The organism is Emticicia oligotrophica DSM 17448, from assembly GCF_000263195.1.
Classification (GTDB): Bacteria; Bacteroidota; Bacteroidia; order Cytophagales; family Spirosomataceae; genus Emticicia; species Emticicia oligotrophica.
The window spans coordinates 2,826,516-2,851,811 of record NC_018748.1 but is presented as its reverse complement, the minus strand read 5'-3'; the positions used below and the strand labels follow the sequence as shown (position 1 = coordinate 2,851,811).

Here is a 25,296-nt window from a genome sequence, read left to right as displayed (position 1 = left end):
ATTAAAGAATCCAAAATTAAGCGAAATTTCTGCTTTTTACGAAATTTTATTCAATAATTTCTTCTATTATCGACTGGCCCGATGATAAATCACCGCTTGTCCATTGCCATTGTTCATGTAAGCGAATACGGCCATCAGGTAATAATTCAGGCTTTGAAAAACAAATACCCGTCATTAACTCACCATACTGATTGATGTGTTCATAACGCATATCTAAAGCATTTTCTTCAACAACTTTAGCAATTAAAAAACCTTTTAAGATTGAGCCTCCACGATATTCTGCCCAAACTACATTTCCCTGTTGCTGATAATTGAATATAGTTTCAGCCCCAACTTCTCCATTGGGTGTATTATTTACAGATTTGAAGGTTTTTCCATGATAGTTTATTGACATAAAACAAAAGTTTAGGAAATAGCAAAATTAAAAAGAGCGAACCAAAGTTCGCTCCTAATATGAATTAAATGATGGGTTCTTGTTGTGACAAGCAGTGAAAACTACCCAAACCCCAAATGATTTCGGTAGCATTAATACCAACAACTTTATGTTTAGGAAAACACTCTTGAATAATTGATAAAGCAAGGTCATCTTTATCGCAACCATAAGTAGGAACGATAATAGATTTATTGGTTATCAAGAAATTAGCATAAGAAGCTGGTAGCCTTACGCCACTATCATACACGGGGTCAGGCATTGGTAGCTCAATAATATTTAGTGGCTGGCCATTAGGCAAACGCATGGCTTTTAAATCTTCCAAGTTTTGTTTGAGCGGATGATAATTATCATCTTCTTCATTGGGTTCAACCACTGTTAGAACGGTATCTTCATTCACAAAACGAGTAGTATCATCAATATGGCCATCGGTATCATCGCCCACAATTCCTTCAGTAACCCATAAAACTTGCTCCACTCCATAGTAATTACGAAGATAATCTTCAATTTCGGACTGAGAAAGATGCGGATTTCGGTTCGGATTAAGCAAACAAGATTTACTGGTCAATACTGTACCTTTTCCGTTGAATTCTACCGAACCACCTTCCATGATAATACCAGGTACTACATAAGGTAGATTCAAATATTCGGCAATTTTTATTGGAATTCTATCATCATCATCATAAGGAGGATATTTACCTCCCCAAGCGTTATAGCCCCACTCAACAATCATTCGTTGTTTAGTTTCGGGGTTTATCAAAAACGCCGGGCCGTGGTCGCGGCACCAAGAGTCATTATTAGGATGAATCGGAACTTCTACTTTACTTTTATCTATCCCATATTCTTCTATTAATCGCCAAATAAGGGCTTGATGCTCCTCGTCTTTGGCATTAATACATACATTTTCACTTTCTGTAATGGCTTTCACAAAGGCCATGTATGAAGGATAAATTCGTTCTAAACGCTCGCCATAATCCCACGAATCTGAACTTTGCGGAAAACTAAGCCAAGTAGCTCTATGAGGGTGCCATTCGGCAGGAAAAAAAAAGCCTTGTTCTTTCGGAGTCATTCTATTTTAATTATTGGGTAGTAAAACCGTTTCCTTTTGTGAAATCTTATCATTAATATTGCAAACTACCCACTGCAAACCTCTTGATTATAGATTTTTCTACAAAGTTAAGCTGAAAATCTATAAATTCTGAAATGAGGAAATCCAAAGTTTAAGATTTACCGTAAATGTTATCAAAAAGACATGATAAATTAATCATCTTAGAACCGTTAAAACCATCAGATTAAATAATTCTATATTTTGATTGAGAAAGTAACTAAACATCTTATTGAAAGTATTGTTATTTAGTTTGAACTAAAAAAAAACGCTTGGCACGTCGAATTAGCATAGCAGAAGAAGATTTGGTAACTTTATTGCGAAATAAAGACCAGAAGGGTTTTAATATCCTGTATAATAATTATTCAGGAGCTTTGTTTGGTGTGATTAACAAAATCGTCCAATCAGATGATGACGCCAGTGATTTGTTACAAGATACATTCTTAAAAATTTGGCGAAATATTGATAATTATGACTCTTCGAAGGGAAGCATCTTTACATGGATGATGAATATTGCTCGTAATCTAAGCATCGATAAAGTTCGTTCGGCTGATTACAGAGATTCATCTCAGAATGTATCAATGGAAGATTCTGTAATTTTCCAAGTAGATAGTGAATATCAAACCAACTTATCAATTGATGCGATTGGCCTTAGAAAAATTGTCGATGGCCTAAGACCTGAATATAAACAACTCATTGATTTAGTTTATTTTCAGGGTTATACACAAGCTGAAGTGTCAGATGAATTCGGCATTCCACTTGGTACAGTAAAAACAAGAATAAAAGCGGCTATCGGTAACCTAAGGAATCTATTGGGTGTGCTATGGCTTGTCTTATCATACCTATTTTTATGAGTTTTAATTATTGAATAAAACTAAAGAGAACTTAGAGTGAAGTTTTCACTCGTTTAGTAAAATGAATATTAAAGAATACATAGCCTCTGGGATTATAGAAAGCTACGTGCTTGGATTGGCTTCGACGGAAGAAGTGGCCGAAATCGAGCAATTGGCTATGCAATACCCCGAAATTAAGGCCGAAATTCGAGCAATCGAAGAAGCCTTAGAAAGCTATGCCTTTGCCAATGCTCAAACTCCTCCAGCTCATCTGCAAGACCAAATTTGGTCAAAAATTGTGGAGGGTAATAGTAAAGTTATTGACTTTGAGAGTGGCCAAGAAATAGATTTCAATGCCCAACGGGCAACCAGAATCTCGGGGTTTTACGGAACTTACCTAAGAATTGCCGCTTCAGTAGCATTATTGGGTAGTATTTTAGCTAATATTTACTTAGCTACCCAATGGAAAAGTACAAAATCAAATCTTGATTTAGCTGTAAATGAAAATATAAAACTCCAAAAAGATATCAAATCGCAGGAAGAAATGATGTCAGCCAATGAAGTTAAATTACTGATGGACCCAAGCGTGAAAATGAGTAAGTTAGTCGGTCAAAAAGGTTCAGAAAATTCAACTGTCATGCTCGCATGGGATACAAAAACTAACCAAGTTTATGTAGTGAGGGGTAATTTACCAGCTCCTCCCGCAGGAATGCAGTATCAACTGTGGGCAATTATTGATGATAAACCCGTTGATGCGGGTGTGTTTGATATAAAAAATAACACTCAACAAGTGAAGAAAATATCAACAGCAAAAGCATTTGCAGTTACATTAGAGAAAAAAGGTGGAAGCCCAGTTCCTACATCAGATGTGATGGTAATGGGTATATAGAAATTAGAAAGCAAAAAGCGGAGTTATGTTTCGAAACATAGCTCCGCTTTTTTTAAGAAATCTTTACTCGTTCAAAAGCATCAATGTAAGTCTTTTTACTAGCATTGAGTACTTTTATATCTCTTGATTGAGCAAAAGATTTTAATATTTCGTAAGAAAAAAACACTTTGTGCAAAGAGAGAAATTGTGCTTGCAAACTTGGTCGCGAATTATTTCGCACATCTACTACTTTTTCGTGTTTGATATCGGCCGAATTGTCATAAAAATGAATCTGACGCATTTCAAATTCATTCTGCTCGGTAATTCTCATTTCTTCATGCCATGAATGGTCAGCACCAAACAAATAAACACTTTCATAGTTTTGAACTAATGCTACATAAAGCGATGCCGCCAAAATATTCTGACATTGAGGCATTCCTAAATTATGCTTAAAAATCCAATTTCTGAAAGCAGGAAAACCACGCACAATGGTATAATTGAAAAGGCACACTTGCACATTAGGCTTCTCTTTTTTTAGTCTTTTTACAAAATAAGAGTTACGCCCACTGGCCGGAACAAAAAACCTCATTGGCCAATCAGTCTTTTCAAAAATAGCTTCGTATGTTTTCTTAATATCCTGACGCCCATCATTTTGTTCATCGTACATGAAAAAGGCAGGGTCTAAGAAAACATAATTTTGGGGCTTCAAGGAAGAGTAAACTTCTGACAATGCAAATAGATTTACACAATAGGTATCTGTTTCTTGCAAGAAATTTAAGTTTTCTGCTAAAGCGTGATTAAGCGAAGGACCATTTCCTAAAATGGAAGCAATCTTTTTTTGATTGGAAAATTTGGGTAGCCAAAATTTCGATAATAATAATACTTTCAAAATCGAAACAAAGGTTTGAATCGTATGATTAAACAAGGCTCCGATTTTCAAATAATAATCAAACATCGTTTATTTTATTCGTTGATAAAAAATCCCGAATGAAAACTTAGATAACGAATGCTAATCTTCTACTTCATTCGGGATTTATGCCATAATTTATATTTCTGTTTGTTCAGTTTTTTTCTCACTGCGAAGCTCCATCACTAAAGCTCCAATAAGTAGTAAAACCATAAGAATAGATGCAACTAAATCTATTTTTGCCCCAATTATGACTGATTTTGGTTGAAATTTGAACTCAATCTTATGTTTACCAGCAGGAATAGTCATGGCACGCAACACATAGTTTGCTCTAAAATGTGGCGTTTCTTGTCCATCCACAAAAGACTTCCAATCTTCATTTCCACGGTAGTAAATTTCAGAGAAAATTGCTACTTGGCTAGTCGGAGAATTTGACTCATAAGTCAAATAATTTGGCTTATAATCAGTTAGTTTGATAGTCGCCGTTGTATCTTGTTTAATGTTTTTATCACTAAAATATTGTTTATAACGTTCATCAACAAAAGCTACGCTACGCGGATTAAAATTGCTAACAGCTTTAATTTCCTCATCGGCATTCTTAACCACTTTTACTTCATTCACAAACCACGCATTACCTAATGCATCTGGATTTTTTTGTGCCACTGGGTTTCCATCTTGTCCTGGTGTAATGAAATACTTCGTATTCAACATATTAAAGATTGGTAAATTATACTTACCATCTTTGGTCATTGCATTATCATATAATTCTTGAATACGCTTCAATTTAGCACCATGATATCCACCAATAGATTTGTGGAAGTAGGAAGCAGTTGCATCTGCAAAGAAGCCTTGGTTTGTTGCTAAATCCACCACTCTAAAATCTGGGTCTTTATCTTGTAAAATTTGCTCATCAGCAGGCGATGGATTGAATCGCTCAGCTACACGAGTTTTGGTTTGAAAATCATCATTATTAAAGTAGCGTTTATCAACCAAAGCTAAATCAAGAGCAGCCAAAATACCTAAAACAATGACAAATACATTAGCTTTTATTTTCTCGGTAGTATAAGCCCAAATTACTCCAGCAGAAATTACTAATAAAAATATCGAACGTAACAAATCACCCATTACTGCCGATTGGCGGTCGGCATGAAGTGAAGCCGCAAAAGCATCGGCAAACTCCTGTCCGTTGGCCTGAGCCATACTCTTAAACATATCAGCATCACGTTCTGATCGGAAATCAAGCATGAAATAACCAAGTAAAATCAATAGCACTAAACCTCCAATACTATAAAGTAAAGGTTTCTTAAGTTCATTGAAAGATAGCTTTTCAGTAATGATTTTATTCACACCCATCATAGCCCCCAATACAAAACACAAGTGCATGAGTGTAACAACCATCTTACTATCTCTAAATTTATTGTAGTAAGGGAAATAATCGAACATAAAGAAGTTGAAGCCACTAAAACTACTCCCCCAAGAGATAAACAAGTATAAAATTGAGGTCAGAATCAGCACATATCTTAAACCATCTTTTACCAAGATTAACCCCAAGATAAATAAGAATAAAATGATGATACCCGAATAATTTGGTCCAGAAACATAAGATTGTGGGCCAAAATACATCGGTAGATTTGAGCTAAACTGTGCTGCTGTAGTAGCATCAACACCTTTCCCTACAAGCATTTTATAAGTCTCTGATTTTTCGCCCAAGTTGGCAGCAGAAGCACCTCCAACAAAATTTGGAGCCAAGAGCGTTAACGTTTCTATTTTACCTGGACTATATGAAAAAGCATAATCTCTTCCTAAACCATCAGCTGATTGATTCAAGTTTCCGAGTGTAAGCTCTGATTTGCCGCGTGTGGTTTCTTTCGAGTAAACAAAGTTATTCCATAAGTGCATACTATTAGTTCCAAAACCAATCAATGACCCAACCAATACAACTACATAAGCCTTAATTAAACCCGAAAAGTTACCCTTCTTTACATGTAAATAACTTTCAAAAAGTACATATATACCTAATAAGAAGAATAAATAATAAGTAATTTGTGGGTGATTGGCATACATCTCCATAGCCATGAAGAAGGTGGTCATCGCAATACCCAACAAATATCTTCCCCTAAAAACAGCTATAAAAGAAGCTAAAAGAGCAGGTGCAAAAGCAATGGCTACAATTTTTGAAACGTGGCCAGCCTCAAGAAAAAGCAGGTTGTAGGTATTGAATGCATAAGCCACCGAACCGAAAAAACCGAGCCAATTATTTACTTTTAATACTCGCATTAACACATAAAAACCCAACATCAAGAGTATCAAAACATTGGCTGGAGAAGGAATATTGTTCATGTAAAATGAACCAATCTTTGTTGAAAGGCTATTTTCATAATCGCCTGCCACCATATACCCTGGCATTCCACCAAACATTGAGTTTGTCCACCAAGCCCACTCGCCTGTTTGCTTATAAAAATCATTTAATTCTTTAGCCGAGGCCGCAGCCATTTGAGTATCGTGCATGGCAAGGCGTTTGCCTTGCAAGAGTGGCGATGCATACATAAAACTCACAACCACAAAGCCAACCGCCGCGATGAGATGAGGAATATACTTTTTAAACATTGATTTGGAAAATATGTTAGCTAATTATCTTTTGAATTTGGCAGCATGTTTACCGAATTATCAAAACAATTCGTATAATTCTGCTATAATATCTTACAAAGAACGCAAAGAAAAAGTAAATTAGGTATGAACAAGACCAAAAATCTTTACGAACTTTGCAGGAATATTAATCAAACAAACGCACCAATGCTCATTTTTAATATTACGTTTAATGTTGAAGATAAAATAAACGAACAATGGTTAAAGTGGATGAAATCAAATTTTATACCAGTTGCATTATCTACGAATTTGCCTAAAGACATTAAAGTTTTCAGACTTCTCAACGAACAAGCCAATACTGATAAAACTTTTGCTTTTCAATTTCATTTCAAAAATATGGAGGATTATATGGAATTTGAGATGCAGCATCGTGAAAGAATTTCGGATAGATACCAAATGCTTTTCCGAGGGAAATACGTTGAATTCAGTTCACTTCTCCAAGAAGCCTAAAGAAATATTCAGAATTATCTACAAAACCTGTCTTTTTCAAAGACAGGTTTTGTTTTTTAGGGATATAATCACTAAAATTGTCCTACCTAATTACACTAATATTACACTTCACTTACTCATGAAAAAAGCCCTAAAGATTTTCTTCTTTACTATTATCGTCGTTGCTATTTTTTTCTTTGGCTTCTTACCTAGCATGATTGATAAATCAATGAATAAAGTAACTAGCCAACCCCCATTCCCGAAAGATAGTGTTTATGAAGCCATTCCTTTCATTGCTGATTTGCACTGCGACGCTCTTCTTTGGGACAGAGATTTCTTCGAAAAACATAATTATGGCCACGTTGATTTACCAAGAATGCTTGAAGCAAATATGGCCTTACAAGTTTTTACGATTGTAAGTAAAACACCCCGCGGAATTAATATCGAGCACAACGATGACCACACCGACCAAGTAGCTTTGCTTAATTTTGCCCAACTTCGCAAGCCAGCCGATTGGTTTAGTATCAAAACGCGTGCTTTAGACCAATGCCATGACCTTCATAGCTTTGCCAAAGAATCGGGTGGAAAATTTAGAGTAATTACTTCCAAAAGAGACTTAGAAAAATATATAGCGGACCGAAAACAAAATCGTTTCATTACTGCTGGAATGTTGGGGGTTGAGGGAGCTCACTGCTTAGAAAATGATATAAACAATCTTGATGTTTTGTATGATGCAGGGGTTAGATATATTGGTTTAGCACATTTTTTTGATAACGAATGGGCGGGTTCTGCTCACGGTGTAAAAAAGGGTGGACTAACTGAAAAAGGTAAAGATTTAATCAAGAAAATGGCTGAAAAGAATATGGTTATTGACTTGGCTCACTCTTCTCAAGCAACCATAAGCGATGTATTGAAATTGCATAGCGGGCCAGTAGTTGTCTCACATACGGGTATTAAAGGTGTTTGCGATAATAATCGAAATTTAACTGATGAACAAATCATCGAAATCGGTAAACACAATGGAATCATTGGCATTGGTCTATGGGAAACAGCCGTTTGCGGAACTGATGCCGCCGCAACTGCCAAAAGTATCAAATATGTAGCCGATAAAATTGGCGTTGACAAAGTAGGTTTAGGTTCAGATTTCGATGGTGCAATTGGAACTCATTTTGATGTAACTGGTTTGCCACTTATCGTAAAAGCACTCGAAAAAGAAGGATTCAATCAAGAAGATATTACTAAAATTATGGGCGGAAATATCAGAGATTTTTTCCTCAGAAACTTACCCAATTAACGCTTACCTTGATTTCTGACGGTATAAGTAAAAGTCAATAAGAAATACCTACTAAGAGTATTCGAGCGGTCTATTTCAAAGAAGTTCTCATCCGAACGCGGCGAAAGATAAATATTCCGCTTGAATACATCTTGCACAGAAAACATGAGTTCTCCCCTATTATTTTTCAAAAATAAATGTTTTACGGCTACATTTAAAATCGGAATCGGCTTGAGAGCATTATTTAAGCGAGAACTCTGATAATAAGTATAATCAAAATCAGTTGCTAGTGTAAATTCCTTGGTTATCCTCCAACGTAAATCTGTGGTGTTTTTTAATATTGAAAACGTTTGATTAAATTCTTGATTGACCGAATAAGTAACAAACGATTTCTGATAATTTGCCGCAACAATAAAGTTAATCTTATCTGTCAAATAAGTAAACTTAAAATCTCCTCGATATTGATTTTGCGTGTTCAAATTATTCACACCATTTACTAAGCTGTTTCCTTGCGAAACCAAATATCTCGGACTTATCGTTATCCTCATGCGATTCTTTACTTTTCCAATCGAAAAAGTATAATTCATTCCTAAGTTGGCATTCCAACGATATGGCATATTTACGGGTTGTGTTGTACGCACAAGGGTTTCGCTAACCGTTTGGGCGTAGGCAATGGCATTTTGTGTATAATTTAGATTCCCACTGATACCAATATTCGTAAAAGTTTTGGGGTTGAAGATATTATCATTCAAAAATAATCTATGTACATACTCAGGCTTCAGGTCTGGATTTCCAAGAAATATATTCTGTGGATTATTATTAACCGTAATTGGTTGTAAATCTCTTACCGATGGCTCACTTACAGCTGTATTATATTCAAAAGTGACATTATTATTTACTTTTCTAAGGTTTTTATTATCGGCACTTCTACGGAATGAATATCGCATTGACGGCAAAATATTCTGAAATCTGCGTTCTAAGACATTATCAGATGCTCGCTTCACAATACTTTGCAAAATAGATTTCTGATAAAAAACGCCTACCATCAAAGTTTTCTCTTTGGTTTCATTATTTAACTTAAAACCTGCTTGTTGAAAATCAAATCGACTACTATAAGCATTACTCAAAACATTATTTTGCACAAAAGTGGCATTGACAATATCCCAAACATCGAAATTCGAACTATTGATATTTTGTTGATAGGCATAATTGCCTTCTAATGTCATATTTTTAGCCAACGGCTCTGTATAGGCTATTTGAATGCGTTGGTTTTGCTGTTTGGTTTTTCGAAGGTTTTCCTGATTGATTGTTCTTTCTACAATTGCTCCATTAACTTGATTTCGATTTAGTGTATTGGTTGAGTCGCTGTTGGTATCTTTATTCAAATTAAAAACAGCATTCAAGCTTATTGTTCGGCGTGGCAATGCAAATCTGTGTCGAAGTAAAAGACTATTATTATAACTTTGTCCATTAGAGTGATTCCGTACCGTTCTGTTTGAAGTATTTACCACCGTGTCTCCTAAAGAAAAAGTGCTTATCTTAGAAAGTGTATTCGTGAGGGCATCACCAGCAACAGTGTTCACGGAAGTGGTGAGTTTCAGTAAGTTTTTTTCATCGAAATGGTGTGTAAGTATGGCATTCAGTCGGTGGTTATTGTTATCACGATTTTGTTGTGTATTCTGGTCAGTATTGATAGTTTTAGAGGGTAAAAAACTCTGTCGAAACAAGTTTCTCAACAAGTCAGTATGCCCTGCATTAAAGAAATAACTACTTTGAAATGAAGACTTCTTGGCATATTGATTATTATAATTCAACCCTGCACCTTCGGTCGAAACAATGCCAGGCCGTTTACCAACGACAATCGGTAAGTTTACATTTGCGGCATTTCCGCCACCACCTCCACGATTTGATTGTGAATTTAAGCTTGAAAAATTGGCAGCATCTTGTGGCGTAAATCCTTGCTGATTGAGGTTATTTAATAGCCCAATTACTGAAAACTGCTCACTCGGACTAAATCTATTGACTGAAGTTTTGGCATTGTAGAAAGCAGGAGAATTATCAAACTTCGGAAAACCCGCTACCGAACCAAAACCAAATGTTCCTTTTTTGTGAGAATCTTTCAGCGTAACATTAATGACCATTTCACGTTCGCCATCGTCTACTCCCGAAAACTCTGCCTGTTCGGTCTTTTTCTCAACGACTTGTATTTTCTCAATCGATTCGGCTGGTAAGTTTTTCAAAGCGAGTTGCGGGTCATTTCCGAAAAACTCTTTCCCATCAATATACAATTTTTTAATAACCTTATTTTGAGCTTTTATTCCTCCGTTTTCATCTATTTCCAAAGCCGGTACTTTCCTTAATAAATCTTCAAGGTTATCATTTTGCTGGGGTTTTAATACGCCTGCATCAAACTCAAGGGTATCTTTTTTTACAGCTACTGGTTCTTTGTTACCTTTTACTATTACCTCATTCAGCACATTATCGGCACTTTTAACTAATACATTTCCCAAATCAGTAAAATCACCCTGAATTGTAAATGGGAAAACGGTCGTTTGATACCCAACTACGGATATTTTTAATAAATATGATTTGGAATTACTTAGAATGAATTCGAAAGAGCCATTTTCTTTCGTGAGTTGGCTACTAATATTAGAAGAATCTTTGGTAACAAGCACACTAATAGTTGCAAAAGGAAGCACTTGATTATTTTCGTCAATGGCAATTCCTCTAACTACTGATTTAGGTTGAGCAAAAACCAAAGACGAAAACAACATAAACAAAAGCATCAATGTTTTTTTCATCTTTGGGAAAAGAGCGTTTTTAGTTTTTTCGTATTAGATAATACAAATATAATTTGCTAAATGCTTGAGCTGTAATAGAAAACGTCGAGTTTGTGTTTTATAAAGACCAAAGTTTCAGAAAATTCGTCGAAAGGGCATTTTAATTGAATAAACCTGTGAATTTTGTTGGCATTTCAGTTTCAAATCTTACATCTTTTTTTGTAATGGGATGCTTAAATGCCAATACCCAAGCATGCAAACCCAAACGTCTGAGAGGGTTTGATTTTGCCCCATATTTTTCATCACCAACCACTGGGTGCCCAATATCTTTGGCATGCACACGAATCTGATTTTTTCGACCAGTTTCAAGATTTACCTTCAAAAGCGAGTAGTTTTTATTGCTTTTTAATACTTCGTAGTGCGTAATTGCTTTCTGCCCTACCTCCGTGTTTTTGGTTGAATACATAATCAAAGCTTTGCTTTCAACTAAATATGATACGATGGTATCTTCTTGTTTTTCAACTTTTCCCTCAACTACAGCTAAGTAAGTGCGTTCTTCTATGGAATCATTCCAAGATTCCTGTAAAAGTTTCTGAATTTTTTCGCTCTTAGCAAACATCATCAAACCCGAAGTCTCGCGGTCGAGGCGATGCACCACAAAAATTCGATTTCGGGGGTCTTGTTTTTTTACATGGCTACTCAAAATACTATATGCCGTATTATCTTTTTGTTTTTCGGTAGCAATCGATAAAATGCCAGCCTGCTTTTCAATAACAATTAGGTACTCATCTTCAAAAACAATATTCAAAGCTCTATAACGCTGTTCTTCAGGCATTTTTCTCCACTTTACTTCTACCTTTTGTTGTGGTTTAAGCGGATGATTGAATTGAGAAATCGCCTGACCATCTACAAAAATCTGTTTTTCTCTCAATAAAACTTTTATATCATTTCTACTACGATTTTTTATCTTTTCGAGTAAAAACACCAACAATTCACTTTCAACCTCAACTTTAAATTGAGTAGAATCAGACTTGCTAGGTTTATTATTTTGTCTTTTATCTTGTTTGAGCATTTTAATTTATCAGCTTCCAATATTTGTTTCTATATTCAAAGGTAGTTTGAAATTAATGAAATGAGTAAATTTTTTAGATTTTCTAAGGTTTTTCGCCAATGATTAGGCAATTCCTCAATAAGAATTACCTTCGTAATTAAGATGCAGACCCACATATAATGCTGATTTTCGATGAAAATATAATAAACATTTGTGAAAATTTGCGTTGATAAATATGTGTTATCTGCGGTTTGAAAATTTATAAAAACATATACTTAATCCCGAACTTACATTGCTTTTAGTAATGCTTTAAGAAAGTTATGCCTGAAAAGAACCAAAACCATAAAAAAAATGTAGTATAAGTTCAGCAAACAATATGTATTACTGCTATGACAGGCAATTTTGAAGAATTAGTAAGTTCGGATGAACCCGTTTTAATAGATTTCACGGCCGAATGGTGCAAACCTTGTAGAAAAATAGACTCAATGCTCAATCAATTAGTTGAGGAAATTGATGAAGAGGTTTTGGTGATGAAAATTGATGTAGATAAAAATCCTGCTCTACGTAAAAAATATAAAATTGAGGCAGTTCCAACCCTCATTTTGTTTCAGAATAATAAACAACTTTGGCGACACACTGGCCTTATTTCGGTACCTGAAGTGGTAAAAGCCATTGATAAAGCATTATATTAACGAGAAAAGGACGAGCATAAACCTCGTCCTTTTTTTATTTATTGAATAATCACTCTGCTAAAACCTCTATTGTTTCTTTCGAGTCGAATTTGTGTAGAAATTCGCTCTTTTATTGACTCTACGTGCGAAATAATTCCGATATTTTTCTGTGATTCCTGTTGTAATTTTTCTAAAGTATTTAATGCTAAATCTAAAGATTCGGGGTCGAGCGTTCCGAAGCCTTCATCAATAAATAAGCTATCAAGTTTGATATTCTTTGATGCCAAATCAGATAAAGCCAATGCCAACGAAAGACTTATCATAAAAGTTTCACCACCCGAAAGGGTTTTTACGGAGCGGCGTTCGTTACCCATGTATTGGTCAACAATCATCAATTCGTCCTCGTCTTGCTCACTCGGTTTATCGAGTAAATATCTATCCGATAAATCCTTCAAACGTCGATTGGCTAAAGCAATTAATCGAGCGAGCGTAAGTCCTTGAGCGAAAGTTCCAAACTTTTTACCAGTAGCATCGCCAATATATTTATCCAATAGCTCCCATTTTAAATTATCCTTTTCTAAAGTTGCTAATTGAATTTCTAAACGCTGAATTTCCTGCTTGGTATTTTGTAATAAAGTCAACGTAACTTCATGGCGAGTTTGTTCTTCAAGCAATGTTGTTTGTCTTTTCTTAATTTCTAATTGTGTTTCAAGCATGAACGCCAAACTTGTGGTAGCATCATCTGATTTTCTTAGATTCTCAATTTCAAGCTCATGTTCTTTGAGTTGACCCATAAGTGTTTGACTTGCCACCAATAAATTTTGTTTTTTCTCGCGTAAAACTCTTTGCATTTCTGCACTTAAAATAGCCGCCTGACAAGCCAATGTATTTTCAAAACCTGCCAATTTTATCTTTGATTCGAGCGATGAAAATTCGTTTTCGTATGCTTTATTTTTAGGTGCAATCTCATTTTTTAAATCATTTATTACTTTAACCGAAGTTTGGATAGCCGTTTGTGTTTGCAAGTAATTGGTTTGAATATCATTAAATTCTTTTTCAAAATCTTGCCCAGCGTATAATTCTTTTATTTGTCCAATTAATTGATTATACGCCAATTGCAAACCTTTCGCCTCACTACATCTTTTATAAAGCAATTGCAAATCTTTGTATTTTTCAACTTTACTTTCAACACTTTGTAAAGCCGACTGTTGACTTTCTATATTTTTTAATTGTCCATCAATACTATCACTATTTCCGACTTTGTCAATTTTAAGGGCAGTTTTAATCGAATCAATTTCTGTCAAAACTGCTTTTTTCTGAACCTCAAACTCTTTGAGGTTTTGAACTGCACTTTTGCTCAATGCTTCCGCCGAAACAATTTGTCCGTTGAGTAACTTAAATTGTTCATTGAGTTCTTTCTCTTCTTTTTTAGCCTCGGTCAATTTTTGGTCAACCTCAACGTAATTATTGGCATAATGGCTTAAAAAAGGGTGTTCGAGCGAACCGCAAAGCGGACAAGGCTCATCTTTTTTCAATAGATTTTGGCGGTCTCTTTCAAAATTATATGATTTACCCAAACGCTCTTTCTCTGTTTCAAACTGTTTGATAATTTGTTCTAATTCAACCAGTCTTTTTTGCGTTTTTTCGAGAATTGGACGTTGTTGAACAATCAATTCAGTTTGTGTTTTTTCTTGGGTTCGTTCCTTCTCAATTGCCCGATTGACATTCACAAACTGCACAACACAGTTTTTGAGTTGAGCATAATTTCTAAATTCAAAAGCTAAAACTTCACGCTTAACAGCAGCTTCAGAGGCATCCGTAATATTAGCTTGTTTGAGTGTTTCGTCTAAAATATTTTTATGAGAAATACCTACATTTTTTATCTGCTGAATATTTTCATCTGAGATTTGGCTAACAGAAAACTGTAAATTTCTATCGGCAATTTTTGTGAGTAACTCCGTAATTTGAGCTTCGAATGCCTTCTTTTCTGCCTCCTGAGCCGCTTTTTTATTATATAATTGACTAAGATTTTCTCTAAGCTGCTGAAGACTTATTAAAGCATTTTCGAGCGTAAGATTAGGCTCTTTTGTTAGTCCAGCAATTCTCAATTGAATTTGATTCAAAACTTTAGAATTATCAGCAAAACGCTTTTCTTCTTCCTGTAATCTTTGATTTAAGTTTTTTAGCTCATTTTCTTGATTCTGTAAGCCTAAAATCAATGCTTGAAAAGGTTCGGCTTTTTCGTGGTTTTGTAATTGAACCGCCTCATTTTTTTCAAATTCAAGTAAAGCCACTTGGGCTTGTTCGAGGCGTTGTTGTTTTTCTTTAATGAGTTTTTCGAGTTCAAAAATCTTATTTTTTTGAGCAATTTTTTGTTCTAAAAGCGTAATTTCTGAAGCAATTTTCTCTAATTCTTGAGCAATCTCAATTTTCTTGTTCAACCAATCCTGCTCTTGCTCTGGACTTGCTAATTTTCTTTTTTCTGCATCAATTAATGCACGAACATCGCGTAATTCAAGCCCTTTTTCTTTGGCAACTTCAAATGCTTTTTTACCAAGTTTACGATAAATTTGTGTACCCGTAATATCTTCTAATAATTTACCTCTTTCATCTCTACCCGACTTCAAAAATCTCGCAAACTCACCTTGCGAAAGCAAAATCGACTTAATAAATTGGTCATAAGATAAACCAATCAATTCTTGATTTTTATCGGGTACCTCACTCTTTTTCAGAGGTAAAATTGCCTGTGTTCTTAAGTCAATAATCTCCATGCCATAGTCATTGAAATTATTGTTTTTGTTCAGTTCTATCCACCATTTTGAAGTAAATACGCCAGATTTGCACGAAAACTCAACTTCTACGGCACATTCTCGTTCTCCTTTAGTAAGGATTGAACCCGCAGATGCGATGAAATCTTTTGAAATCTTTTTGTCGAATCTCGGAATTCGATTAAAAAGTGCTAAAGTAATGGCATCAAGTAAGGTTGATTTACCTGCACCTGTCGGCCCGACTATGGCAAAAAGCCCAGCAGAACCCAATGGATTCGCAGTAAAATCTATAGAATGTTCACCTTTGAAAGAATTAATATTTCGGAGGTATATTTTATTAATTTTCATCTTCTTGCTCTACTAAAAGTAAAAGTTCTGTGAATGCTTCCATCATCAATTTTCTATGCTCCTCCGACAAGGTATTTTCTCTTTCGAGCCTTTTTTGGAGCATATCTTTTTCTGTAATTTCGTCTATACTTTGCCCTTCTAAAAACAATTCTTCACTGCTTTTTACTTCATTTTTGAATGTTAGACGATGCTTTAATACAACTGCATTTTCATCATCAAATAATGCAATAGAATCATTTAACAATTTAATTATTAATGGATCGAATGATTCTTCGATTACCTCAACCTCAATAAATGCTTTTAGGGGAAATTCGTTTTGATAGGAAGCCAATTTTGCTTTAACAGACTCAAATGTACCTGAGATTCGTTTTAATTCTCTGAATTTAGGTACTTGAAATTCTGAAATTTGACTGATGGTATTTTCAGTGATATCTAAAATTAAAACTATTTTTTTGTCATCCTTTTCGCTAAAACTTAATGGAATTGGAGAGCCAGAATAGCGAACCCTATCGGTACCACCAATACGTTGTGGTCGATGAATATGCCCTAATGCTACATAATTGAAAATCTCTGAAAAATCATTTCCCTCTACTGCAGCCAAATTTCCAATTTGAATTTCTCGCTCGGATTCTGATGAACTTGCCCCCTGTGCATACAAATGCCCCATGGCTATCTTTACTTTATCGGCATACTTTTCCTGACAAAATTCTGCCAGTTCGTTGTAATGTTTTTTGATACCCAAACGAACATTCTCAATTCTTGAAGCACCCGTTTCTCCCTCAATAGCTTGTCGAATATGCGAATCTCGTAGGTATGGAACCGCACATATCACTACATTTTCGTGTACAACTATTTCGTTAGTAATTGGAGTTGTGGCTCCTCCTACCACCGTTATATCGAGCAAGTTCAAAATTTCTTTAGGTGCATCGAGCATTTGTGCCGAATCGTGGTTGCCACCTGTTATAATAATTCTACAACGAAGCTGAATCATTTGCCTCAAAAACCAATAGTACATGGCACGAGCTTCGAGTGGTGGATTAGCCAAATCGAAGATGTCACCTGAAATCAACAAAAGGTCAATTTTTTGTTCTTTGATTATCATAATCAACCAATCAAGAAACAACTGGTGGTCTTGTGAAAGGTCATATTTATGGAGTTTTTTTCCTAAATGCCAGTCGGCAGTATGAAGTATTTTCATATTTGATTAAACCGATAATTAATCATGGATTTGATTTGAATAATTATTCAACAACAAAAATGGCACATCCTTCTGAGATATACCATTGAAAACTGATTTGTTTTGTATAATTACTGAAAGCCCCTTCGAATATATCTTCGCAATTGTCAAGAGTAACATTCAATAAAGAATAACGATACCTTTGCAATTTTTTAGCTAATATTTTTGCACTTTCTAATTTTTATATAATTTTAGGGGCACTTTATAAAAAGTGTACTAACTAATTAACTATAGCTAATAACATGAGAAAACTAATCAGAACCTTAGCATCCATTTTATCTTTGGGTGTGTTTATGACTTCTTGTACATCTGAGATTATTGAAGTTTCAGATTCTAAATCTTCATCAACTACAAATCAAAGAAGTGCCGCCAGAACAACTGCCCAAAACTTCGAACCAAATGAAGTATTAGTAAAATTTAAAACTGGCGTTTCAGAGTCAAAAAAATCAGAAATTTTAGACAAAATTGGTGGAAAACTGAAAGAGAAAATCTTAACCAAACTCATGGAAAGGTTTGGAGATAATGATGGAATTCAACTCGTACAAATACCAATGAATGCTTTAGAAGCAATTGCACGTGTAAAAGACCTTGGTGAAATTGAGTATATCGAACCAAACTATATTTACACACACGATGCTGTTTCAAACGACCCATATTTTACTAATGGTTCATTGTGGGGGATGTATGGCTCAACTACCTCTCCTGCCAACCAATTTGGCTCAAATGCTGCTGTTGCTTGGGCAAATGGCAAAACGGGGACTAATACTGTCTATATAGGTATCATTGACGAAGGTTATATGTACACACACGAAGACTTAGCTGCCAATGCTGGAGTAAATCCTGGAGAAATTAGCGGTAATGGTCGAGATGATGATGGTAACGGTTTGGTAGATGATGTCTACGGCTGGGATTTTGATGGAAATAATAATACAGTTTTTGATGGCACTGGCGATGACCACGGTACACACGTGGCAGGAACCATAGGCGGTGTTGGTGGCAATGGAATTGGTGTTGCTGGTGTATGCTGGAACGTTAAACTTTTAAGTGCTAAATTTCTAGGAAGTCGTGGCGGTACAACTGCAAATGCTATCAAAGCTGTTGATTACTTTACTGATTTAAAGATTAGAAGCGGCTTAAATATTGTAGCTACTAATAACTCTTGGGGTGGAGGTGGCTTCTCGCAAGCATTACAAGATGCCATTACACGTGCTAATAATGCAGGGATCTTATTTATTGCAGCTGCAGGTAATAATAGTAGTAATAATGATGCTACGGCTAACTACCCTTCTAATTATAACGTACCAAATGTTATTGCTGTTGCTTCTATTACAAACACTGGTGGATTATCAAGTTTCTCTAATTACGGTGCTACTCAAGTTGATTTAGGAGCTCCAGGTTCAGGAATTTTCTCAACAGTGCCTGCAAGTTCGAAAGGAAAAATAATTTCGAGTTATGCTAGCTATAATGGAACCTCAATGGCTACTCCTCACGTAACAGGAGCAGCTGCTCTATATGCTTCTGTTAATGCAGGGGCATCGGCAGCAACTATCAAAAACGCCATTTTGTCTTCAGTAACGCCTACGGCATCACTTTCTGGTAAATGCGTAACGGGTGGAAGATTAAATGTAGGTTCTTTCTAAATTATTTTGAAATTATAAAATTTAAAAGGCATCAATAGATAATTGATGCCTTTTAAATTTTCACTATTTTACTTTTTCTACTTTCTTTCAATCGAAATAATTTTAAACTCAGTTCGGCGGTTTCTTTGATGCTCTGCTTCTGTACATTGTACACCATCACCACATGAATTTACGGGTTCGGATTCTCCTTTTCCTACCCCACGCATGCGTGCACGAGCAATACCTTTATCTGCTAAATAATCGACTACCTCATTGACTCTTCGTTGTGAAAGCATGAGATTATCAAGAGCATTCCCGCGGGTATCGGTATGTGAACGAATTTCAATAATCATATTCGGATTTCTCTGCATAGTTCGTACTAATTTCTCTAATTCACGTGCAGCATCACTTCGAATCTTATAACTATCAGAATCATAATAGATATTATCCAGTTTTACTATATCGCCAACTTTATACAGTTTCGTATCAAAAAACGAACCCGTGGCAGGTACTACTGGTTTCTTTTTCTTGAAAATACTTGTTATGATACTACGTTTTTCTTCAATTTTGGGAATCGTTTCTGAAGATTTTCCGAAGTTTTCTTTGAAAGACTCTAAAACATAATCACAATTAAGTTCACGTTTGAACTCATAGGAACCATCGGCACCTGTAGTCATTTCTTGAGCAATACCAGTGCATTGATTGATAAATCTTACACGAACACCAGCAATTGGCGTACTATCTTTCCCTGCGGTAACGACACCTCTAAAAATGCTTGAACTTATATTATCGTTTCTGCGAGAAACCAAGGTTTCACTCACAGAATCAACTTTTTCTACTTTCTTATCTAGTTTACTTCTCTCTATAATTATTTCTTTTTTCAAATAAATATCCAACTTTGAAACCTCATAATCTGAGGCATCTTTGTTAGAGAAACTAATACTTTCCGCTTGATAACCATTTTGTTTTATTAAAAAAATAAAGTCGTTATCAGCTTCTAAGCAAAGTTTTATCGTACCAATATCATTTGTTATAGCACTTTCTCTGGTAGTTACATTGTCTTTAATTTCATATTCAAACCTTATTTTATCAAATGGCTTTTTGGTATCATTATCGAAAATATTTACAACCACTTCCCTACAACCATAGAGGGTGCCAAGGCGGGTAAATTTATAGATATCATCATCTATTCCGCCACGTTTTCGATTACTACTAATAAATCCTGTTCGGCGTTCACTATCAGTAATAATTCCAAAATCATCTCTACTCGAATTGAGTGGAGCTCCTAAATTTCTAACCTTTCCACTTGGCATACCAGCCGCCGTACTCATCGGAACAAAGAAAATATCTAAATCGCCCAAACCTGGGTGGCCATCAGATGAAAAATAGAGATTTCCTCTTTCATCAACAAATGGAAACATTTCATTTCCTCGTGTGTTGATACTACCCCCTAAATTCTGTGGCTTTGACCATTCGTCGTTCTCATATCGAGTCATCCAAATATCAGTACCACCATATCCCCCCGGCATATCCGAAACAAAATACATGGTTTTATCATCGATAGTGAGGGTTGGGTGGGCACAAGAATAATCATTACTATTGAATGGAATTTCTTTTATCTTACGCCAATCATTATTTTCATAGTCAGCTGTATAAAGCTTCAACCGACTGATTGCTCCGTTCTTCTTCGGACCCAAAACGCCTCCACTCCCAATTAGTGTATTTCTGGTAAAAACAATTTTCATTCCATCATGGAAAAAAGCACACGGACCTTCATGATATTTCGAATTGAGATTCTTGCTAAATTTTTCGGTTTGAATTGAAGGCTCTTCTTCGTAATCTAGGTACTTACTTCCTGTAATATATTCGGTTCCCTTACGACCCACAGTTTTAGCATCGTTGGCTGTAGGTGGCGTGTAATAGTCGGTTCCAAGTTTTTTTGAAGGCTGGGCATTTTTTTGAGTAACCATTTGGCTACTTGAACCAATAGCAGAAGCCCCCGATTCTGTTCCAAGTGCTTTAAGGTCTTCGAGATAAAATAAATCAAGGAAAGAAGAAGCATCCCAATTAAAAACACGTCGTATTTGTGAGTTTTCGGTTCGACCTGAAACAAATACTAAGCCTTTTTTATAATAAACAGGGCTAAAATCAGCACTACTTGAATTGATACCTACGTATTCGATTTTATAACTACCAACATTACGTTCTAATGCTTCGCGGTTGCTGTTGAGTTTGATAAATTCGATTCCTCTTTTATCTTGTTCCTGCAATTCATTAAACTTTTGCCAGTTTTGATTTGCCTCCAAAAACTTACTATTACTGGTAAGTACTTGAGCAAAATGTCGGTAGGCTTTAATATCTTCCCCCTTGAGTACTGGATTTGCACTTAAAGTTTCTCGATATACCCGTTCGGCATTTTGATAATCCTTTACTAACTTATAACTTAATGCTAAATTTAATTTTGCCTTTAGAATTTCCTCATCAGTAGCACCCTTTGGCTTTCTCAATGCTATTTCATACAATTCAATTGCTTTCGCATAGCCTAAAGTTTCGAATTGGGTATTCGCTTTTTGAAAAACCTTTGAAGAACTTTGGGCCACAGAAGCAAAAGTAAATGTTATGAGATATATCAAACTTATGATTATCCTTTTTGGCATTACTTGAAGATTACTGTTTTAAATTAGACATAAGCCTTTGTCAAAAACCATGCCTTTAACTATTATAATAATTTTAATATTTATTTATTGAATTGATAACCAACCGATCAATTCAAATGCAGAGGGTTATTGAAATACCTATTTTAAGCAGAATTGAAGTTGGTTATTTATAATTAGTCAGGCTAGAATTTTTAATGGCTTAGGAAAAAGTTTAAAAATTTGCGAAATTGTAAAGATGTTACCACAAATTTTTAAACTCTAGATATCAAAAAATTTATCAATGCTAATTTTGCTGATATTATTTTACATTTTCTGCAAAACTAATCTTTTTATTATTTGAGTGTCATCTGAATGCCATCAGTTTTTACAGCGAGGGTCTCTTTATAATTTCAAAATTTCTATTCAAAATCGCTCAAAATTGGGCAAAAGATAATTAAGATTTTAACTTAAATACAAAAATTTGTATATAAGTAAAAGATGTCATTTGGGCATAAAGCCCAAATGACAAAGCAATAAACATAAAGTTTACTGCTTTTGTAAAGTACACTCAATAGTAATTGTTTCAGTTTAAAACTTTATAAAACGCTGCTCTAGCAATACTTATTTAATAAATAATTAAATATTATCTGTCTTTCACATTCCATAGAACTTTTAAACACTAATGTTAAGTGGCTTATTTTTTGCCAATACCCGTTGCACTATTTTAAATCTATGCTAGTTTTATTGGATGAAGCTTTTTAATACTTCAAGAAGGTGACTACTCAAACCTTTCTCGTCTTTGCTAAAATATCTTCATTGACACTCAATCATCAGTAATAAATTAAACAAAAATCATGCTAAAAAATTAGTAAGCGGATATATATTTATAAAATACATGGCAACATCTTTATTTTCATGGAAAATCGCCGTTATTTTGTAGCACAATAAAACAAATACATAAGTGAAGCTCTGGCAAAAGGAAAGCATAAATAAATCTGGGAAAGAGGCTGCTCTTCGGATTGAAAAATTTACTGTTGGACAAGACCGCGAAATGGACTTGTATCTAGCAGAATTTGATATACTCGGCTCAATGGCACATGCCATCATGCTAGAAAGTATTGGATTACTCAAAAACAATGAATTAGAGCGTATATTGAAGGAATGTCGAAAAATATACAATGATATATTAGAGGGTAAATTTCTAATCGAAGATGGTATAGAGGATGTTCACTCACAAGTTGAATGGCTATTGACACAAACACTGGGAGATGCTGGAAAAAAAATACATAGTGGCCGCTCTCGTAATGACCAAGTTTTAGTTGACCTAAAGCTTTTTATGCGTCATCAGGTACGCGTTGTCGTTGAAAAAATAAATACATTGTTTACGAAATTGGTCGAACTGAGCAATAAACACAAACATGATTTATTACCAGGCTATACACATCTCCAAATTGCCATGCCTTCTTCATTTGGTTTGTGGTTTGGAGCTTATGCTGAAAGTTTAATAGACGATACCATCGTCATGCAATCGGCCTATAAAGTTGTCAATAAAAACCCGCTAGGTTCGGGTGCGGGGTATGGTAGCTCATTTCCATTAAATAGAACACTCACAACAAAACTTTTAGGCTTCGATGAACTTAATTACAATGTTGTTTATGCTCAGATGACTCGTGGTAAAAGTGAGTATGTTGTTCTTTCGGCACTTACTTCATTAGCCAATACCCTTTCAAGAATGGCAATGGATGTGTGTTTATATAATTCTCAGAACTTCAATTTCTTGACTTTACCCGACGAACTTACGACGGGCAGCAGTATTATGCCGCACAAGAAAAATCCGGATGTGGCAGAATTACTCAGAGCTAAAACCAATCGACTAAAAGGTTTGCCTACTGAATTGGCATTCGTGACAAGCAACTTACCAAGTGGGTATCATAGAGATATGCAAATTTTGAAGGAAATCTTAATGCCTGCCTTCGACCAAGTTTTTGAGTGTTTGGATATTGCCCATTTTATGGTTTCTAATATTCAGGTAAAACCAAACTTATTAGCCGATGAAAAATACGACCCAATTTTCTCGGTTGAACGAGTAAACGAATTAGTAATGCAAGGTTTACCTTTCCGTGATGCCTACTTACAAGTAAAAGATGAAGTATTTGGAGGAACTTACGTAGCATCGCGTGATTTGAACCATACTCTTGAAGGTAGTATTGGTAATCTTTGCAATGATGAAATTAGCAGATTAATGAAAGAAACATTATCTGGTTTTGGTTTTGAAAAAGTTGATGAAGCTTTAGATAAATTAGTAAACTGGAAATAATTAAAACAGGAGTCTTTCCGAAAGAAACTCATTGCCCTACATTGCCATCAGTTTTACCTTGCCGTCAGTTTTAACTGATGGAATCTAGTAAAATCAACACAAACTTGACTTTAATCTAAATAAATTGTTTGACTAAAGTCAAGTTTGTTAGTTGAAAAGTACCTATCAGTTAGAACTAATGGCAATAAATTAATTTCTATTGATAATTATAAACTATCCAATTCATTCTTTCGAACTTTATGACTTCACTTATAACATACTGCTAATGCAATTTTAGAATCGGCCGTACCGTAGTATAAGTACCACTGCTTCTTGAAATGAACTAATCCTTCTACAAAAACCACATTGTTTACTTGCCCTGTTAATTCGTACGGTTTATCGGGTTCAAAGAAAAATGTTTTCGAACGGTCAAGGATTTTAGTTGGGTCATTTTTATCAAACAACACTTGCCCTGCACGATAAGCATTTTTGGTATCAGTACTTTTGTTCTGAAAACCTTTATTGGCACTATTATAAATCAAAAATATACCTTCATCTTTGATAAAAGCTGCTGGACCCGACTCAACTAACCAACTATCAAAGTTATCATCACGGGGTTTTACAATTGGTTTAGGCTTACCCGTTTCATCTTCAAGAATCTTCCAATCAATTAAGTTATCCGAACTTGCTAAAAATAAATTGGTGTCTCCCCAATACATCCAATATTTCCCTTTGATTTTTGTGGCCACAAACTTATCTCCTATTTGCTTACAAATGATAGCTCCTGATTTCGACCAAAGCATTTCATTTTTAGGCTCCTTAAAAGCTAAGCCTTCTTTTTTCCATGTTTGTAAATCAGTCGACGAAGCCACACATAAACGTGCCGTTTTTCCATCATACGCGGTATAAGTTAAGATATACTTCCCATCTTCGGTTTCTACCAAACGAGGGTCTTCGCAGCCACCCGGATACTCATATTTTTTCATGAAATCATTATCAGGATAGAAAACTGGCTTTGTTTGACGCTTGAAATGAACCCCATCTTCGCTTACTGCCAAACCCAGACGAGAGGTACCATCTACAACTTTAAGGGTATCTTCTGCACGATAAAGCATATACACTTTACCATCGCGTACAACGGCTGAAGGATTATACACATCTTTGGCTTCCCAGTTTATGCTTTTCTGTAAAATAGGGTCATTAAATGTGGTTGTATCATTAGGTAATAAAATTGGGTTTTCTACATCAGCCTTTATGAATGGCGTAAGCTGCCAGCTTTGCTCGGTTTTATTTTTACACGAAATTGCTAAAACAGCGAGTAGAACAAAGTATTTTTTCATAGGTTTGTATGAATATTTTTGGTTGAATTTTCAGCCCAAAGATATAGATAAATTATCAA

Annotated in this window: 17 protein-coding genes; 7 read left to right on the top strand and 10 right to left on the bottom strand. The window is 35.2% G+C overall.

Going from position 1 to position 25,296, the window contains the following annotated elements; all coding sequences use genetic code 11:
- Nucleotides 1-46: 46 nt before the first annotated feature.
- On the bottom strand, nt 47-394 hold the full coding sequence (locus EMTOL_RS11760; protein ID WP_015029510.1) for an avidin-fold protein: 348 nt from the start codon (nt 392-394) through the stop codon (nt 47-49).
- A gap of 64 nt (nt 395-458) precedes the next feature.
- Nucleotides 459-1,499 (bottom strand): agmatine deiminase family protein, encoded by a 1,041-nt coding sequence (locus tag EMTOL_RS11755; RefSeq protein ID WP_015029509.1) that lies wholly within the window; start codon nt 1,497-1,499, stop codon nt 459-461.
- Between the two features lie 308 nt (nt 1,500-1,807).
- Here EMTOL_RS11755 and EMTOL_RS11750 point away from each other — a divergent pair, with 308 nt between their 5' ends.
- Both EMTOL_RS11750 and EMTOL_RS11745 read left to right on the top strand, forming a co-directional pair.
- The gene (locus EMTOL_RS11750; RefSeq protein WP_015029508.1) at nt 1,808-2,389 is read left to right on the top strand and encodes an RNA polymerase sigma factor; all 582 of its coding nucleotides are present in this window, start codon (nt 1,808-1,810) and stop codon (nt 2,387-2,389) included.
- Nucleotides 2,390-2,450: 61 nt separating this feature from the next.
- The gene (locus EMTOL_RS11745) at nt 2,451-3,257 is read left to right on the top strand and encodes an anti-sigma factor (protein ID WP_015029507.1); all 807 of its coding nucleotides are present in this window, start codon (nt 2,451-2,453) and stop codon (nt 3,255-3,257) included.
- Between the two features lie 52 nt (nt 3,258-3,309).
- Here the strand turns inward: EMTOL_RS11745 and EMTOL_RS11740 are convergent, their stop codons facing one another.
- On the bottom strand, nt 3,310-4,191 hold the full coding sequence (locus tag EMTOL_RS11740; protein ID WP_015029506.1) for a hypothetical protein: 882 nt from the start codon (nt 4,189-4,191) through the stop codon (nt 3,310-3,312).
- 90 nt (nt 4,192-4,281) lie between these two features.
- Complete coding sequence (locus EMTOL_RS11735; RefSeq protein ID WP_015029505.1) at nt 4,282-6,750, bottom strand: YfhO family protein; 2,469 nt, start codon at nt 6,748-6,750, stop codon at nt 4,282-4,284.
- 126 nt (nt 6,751-6,876) lie between these two features.
- Between EMTOL_RS11735 and EMTOL_RS11730 the strand changes: the two genes are divergently transcribed.
- Nucleotides 6,877-7,239: a DUF4286 family protein gene (locus EMTOL_RS11730; RefSeq protein ID WP_015029504.1), complete on the top strand. Its 363-nt coding sequence runs from the start codon at nt 6,877-6,879 to the stop codon at nt 7,237-7,239.
- A 118-nt stretch (nt 7,240-7,357) separates the two neighbouring features.
- Nucleotides 7,358-8,512 (top strand): dipeptidase, encoded by a 1,155-nt coding sequence (locus EMTOL_RS11725; protein WP_015029503.1) that lies wholly within the window; start codon nt 7,358-7,360, stop codon nt 8,510-8,512.
- Here EMTOL_RS11725 and EMTOL_RS11720 read toward each other — a convergent pair.
- Both EMTOL_RS11720 and EMTOL_RS11715 read right to left on the bottom strand, forming a co-directional pair.
- Nucleotides 8,509-11,292 (bottom strand): outer membrane beta-barrel protein, encoded by a 2,784-nt coding sequence (locus EMTOL_RS11720; protein WP_015029502.1) that lies wholly within the window; start codon nt 11,290-11,292, stop codon nt 8,509-8,511. The two genes, EMTOL_RS11725 and EMTOL_RS11720, sit on opposite strands and share 4 nt — an antisense overlap.
- Nucleotides 11,293-11,431: 139 nt before the next feature.
- Nucleotides 11,432-12,343 carry an RluA family pseudouridine synthase gene (locus EMTOL_RS11715; RefSeq protein WP_015029501.1) on the bottom strand — a complete coding sequence of 304 codons (912 nt, stop codon included), beginning with the start codon at nt 12,341-12,343 and terminating at the stop codon, nt 11,432-11,434.
- Between the two features lie 368 nt (nt 12,344-12,711).
- On the opposite strand from EMTOL_RS11715, the gene EMTOL_RS11710 reads away from it, so the two are divergent.
- On the top strand, nt 12,712-13,014 hold the full coding sequence (locus tag EMTOL_RS11710) for a thioredoxin family protein (RefSeq protein ID WP_015029500.1): 303 nt from the start codon (nt 12,712-12,714) through the stop codon (nt 13,012-13,014).
- A 38-nt stretch (nt 13,015-13,052) separates the two neighbouring features.
- Here EMTOL_RS11710 and EMTOL_RS11705 read toward each other — a convergent pair whose 3' ends face one another.
- Both EMTOL_RS11705 and EMTOL_RS11700 read right to left on the bottom strand, forming a co-directional pair.
- Nucleotides 13,053-16,109 (bottom strand): AAA family ATPase, encoded by a 3,057-nt coding sequence (locus EMTOL_RS11705; RefSeq protein ID WP_015029499.1) that lies wholly within the window; start codon nt 16,107-16,109, stop codon nt 13,053-13,055.
- Complete coding sequence (locus EMTOL_RS11700; protein ID WP_015029498.1) at nt 16,099-17,307, bottom strand: exonuclease SbcCD subunit D C-terminal domain-containing protein; 1,209 nt, start codon at nt 17,305-17,307, stop codon at nt 16,099-16,101. Before EMTOL_RS11700 ends, EMTOL_RS11705 begins: the two co-directional genes overlap by 11 nt.
- Before the next feature lie 281 nt (nt 17,308-17,588).
- Here EMTOL_RS11700 and EMTOL_RS11695 point away from each other — a divergent pair, with 281 nt between their 5' ends.
- Nucleotides 17,589-18,986, top strand: coding sequence for a S8 family peptidase (locus EMTOL_RS11695; RefSeq protein WP_015029497.1), 1,398 nt, complete (start codon nt 17,589-17,591; stop codon nt 18,984-18,986).
- Between the two features lie 77 nt (nt 18,987-19,063).
- Here the strand turns inward: EMTOL_RS11695 and EMTOL_RS11690 are convergent, their stop codons facing one another.
- Nucleotides 19,064-21,622, bottom strand: a complete 2,559-nt coding sequence (locus EMTOL_RS11690; protein ID WP_015029496.1) for an OmpA family protein — start codon at nt 21,620-21,622, stop codon at nt 19,064-19,066.
- Between the two features lie 940 nt (nt 21,623-22,562).
- Between EMTOL_RS11690 and argH the strand changes: the two genes are divergently transcribed.
- Nucleotides 22,563-23,918: an argininosuccinate lyase gene (gene argH / locus EMTOL_RS11685; protein ID WP_015029495.1), complete on the top strand. Its 1,356-nt coding sequence runs from the start codon at nt 22,563-22,565 to the stop codon at nt 23,916-23,918.
- A 245-nt stretch (nt 23,919-24,163) separates the two neighbouring features.
- Here argH and EMTOL_RS11680 read toward each other — a convergent pair whose 3' ends face one another.
- On the bottom strand, nt 24,164-25,237 hold the full coding sequence (locus EMTOL_RS11680) for a glycoside hydrolase family 130 protein (RefSeq protein ID WP_015029494.1): 1,074 nt from the start codon (nt 25,235-25,237) through the stop codon (nt 24,164-24,166).
- Nucleotides 25,238-25,296 lie beyond the last annotated feature (59 nt).

Excerpts from the sequence above, each read along its gene's own strand:
- EMTOL_RS11760 (WP_015029510.1), bottom strand. The coding sequence starts at position 394 with ATGTCAATAAACTATCATGGAAAAACCTTCAAATCTGTAAATAATACA.
- EMTOL_RS11755 (WP_015029509.1), bottom strand. The coding sequence starts at position 1,499 with ATGACTCCGAAAGAACAAGGCTTTTTTTTTCCTGCCGAATGGCACCCT.
- EMTOL_RS11745 (WP_015029507.1), top strand. The coding sequence starts at position 2,451 with ATGAATATTAAAGAATACATAGCCTCTGGGATTATAGAAAGCTACGTG.
- EMTOL_RS11740 (WP_015029506.1), bottom strand. The coding sequence starts at position 4,191 with ATGTTTGATTATTATTTGAAAATCGGAGCCTTGTTTAATCATACGATT.
- EMTOL_RS11735 (WP_015029505.1), bottom strand. The coding sequence starts at position 6,750 with ATGTTTAAAAAGTATATTCCTCATCTCATCGCGGCGGTTGGCTTTGTG.
- EMTOL_RS11730 (WP_015029504.1), top strand. The coding sequence starts at position 6,877 with ATGAACAAGACCAAAAATCTTTACGAACTTTGCAGGAATATTAATCAA.
- EMTOL_RS11725 (WP_015029503.1), top strand. The coding sequence starts at position 7,358 with ATGAAAAAAGCCCTAAAGATTTTCTTCTTTACTATTATCGTCGTTGCT.
- EMTOL_RS11720 (WP_015029502.1), bottom strand. The coding sequence starts at position 11,292 with ATGAAAAAAACATTGATGCTTTTGTTTATGTTGTTTTCGTCTTTGGTT.
- EMTOL_RS11715 (WP_015029501.1), bottom strand. The coding sequence starts at position 12,343 with ATGCTCAAACAAGATAAAAGACAAAATAATAAACCTAGCAAGTCTGAT.
- EMTOL_RS11710 (WP_015029500.1), top strand. The coding sequence starts at position 12,712 with ATGACAGGCAATTTTGAAGAATTAGTAAGTTCGGATGAACCCGTTTTA.
- EMTOL_RS11705 (WP_015029499.1), bottom strand. The coding sequence starts at position 16,109 with ATGAAAATTAATAAAATATACCTCCGAAATATTAATTCTTTCAAAGGT.
- EMTOL_RS11700 (WP_015029498.1), bottom strand. The coding sequence starts at position 17,307 with ATGAAAATACTTCATACTGCCGACTGGCATTTAGGAAAAAAACTCCAT.
- EMTOL_RS11695 (WP_015029497.1), top strand. The coding sequence starts at position 17,589 with ATGAGAAAACTAATCAGAACCTTAGCATCCATTTTATCTTTGGGTGTG.
- EMTOL_RS11690 (WP_015029496.1), bottom strand. The coding sequence starts at position 21,622 with ATGCCAAAAAGGATAATCATAAGTTTGATATATCTCATAACATTTACT.
- EMTOL_RS11680 (WP_015029494.1), bottom strand. The coding sequence starts at position 25,237 with ATGAAAAAATACTTTGTTCTACTCGCTGTTTTAGCAATTTCGTGTAAA.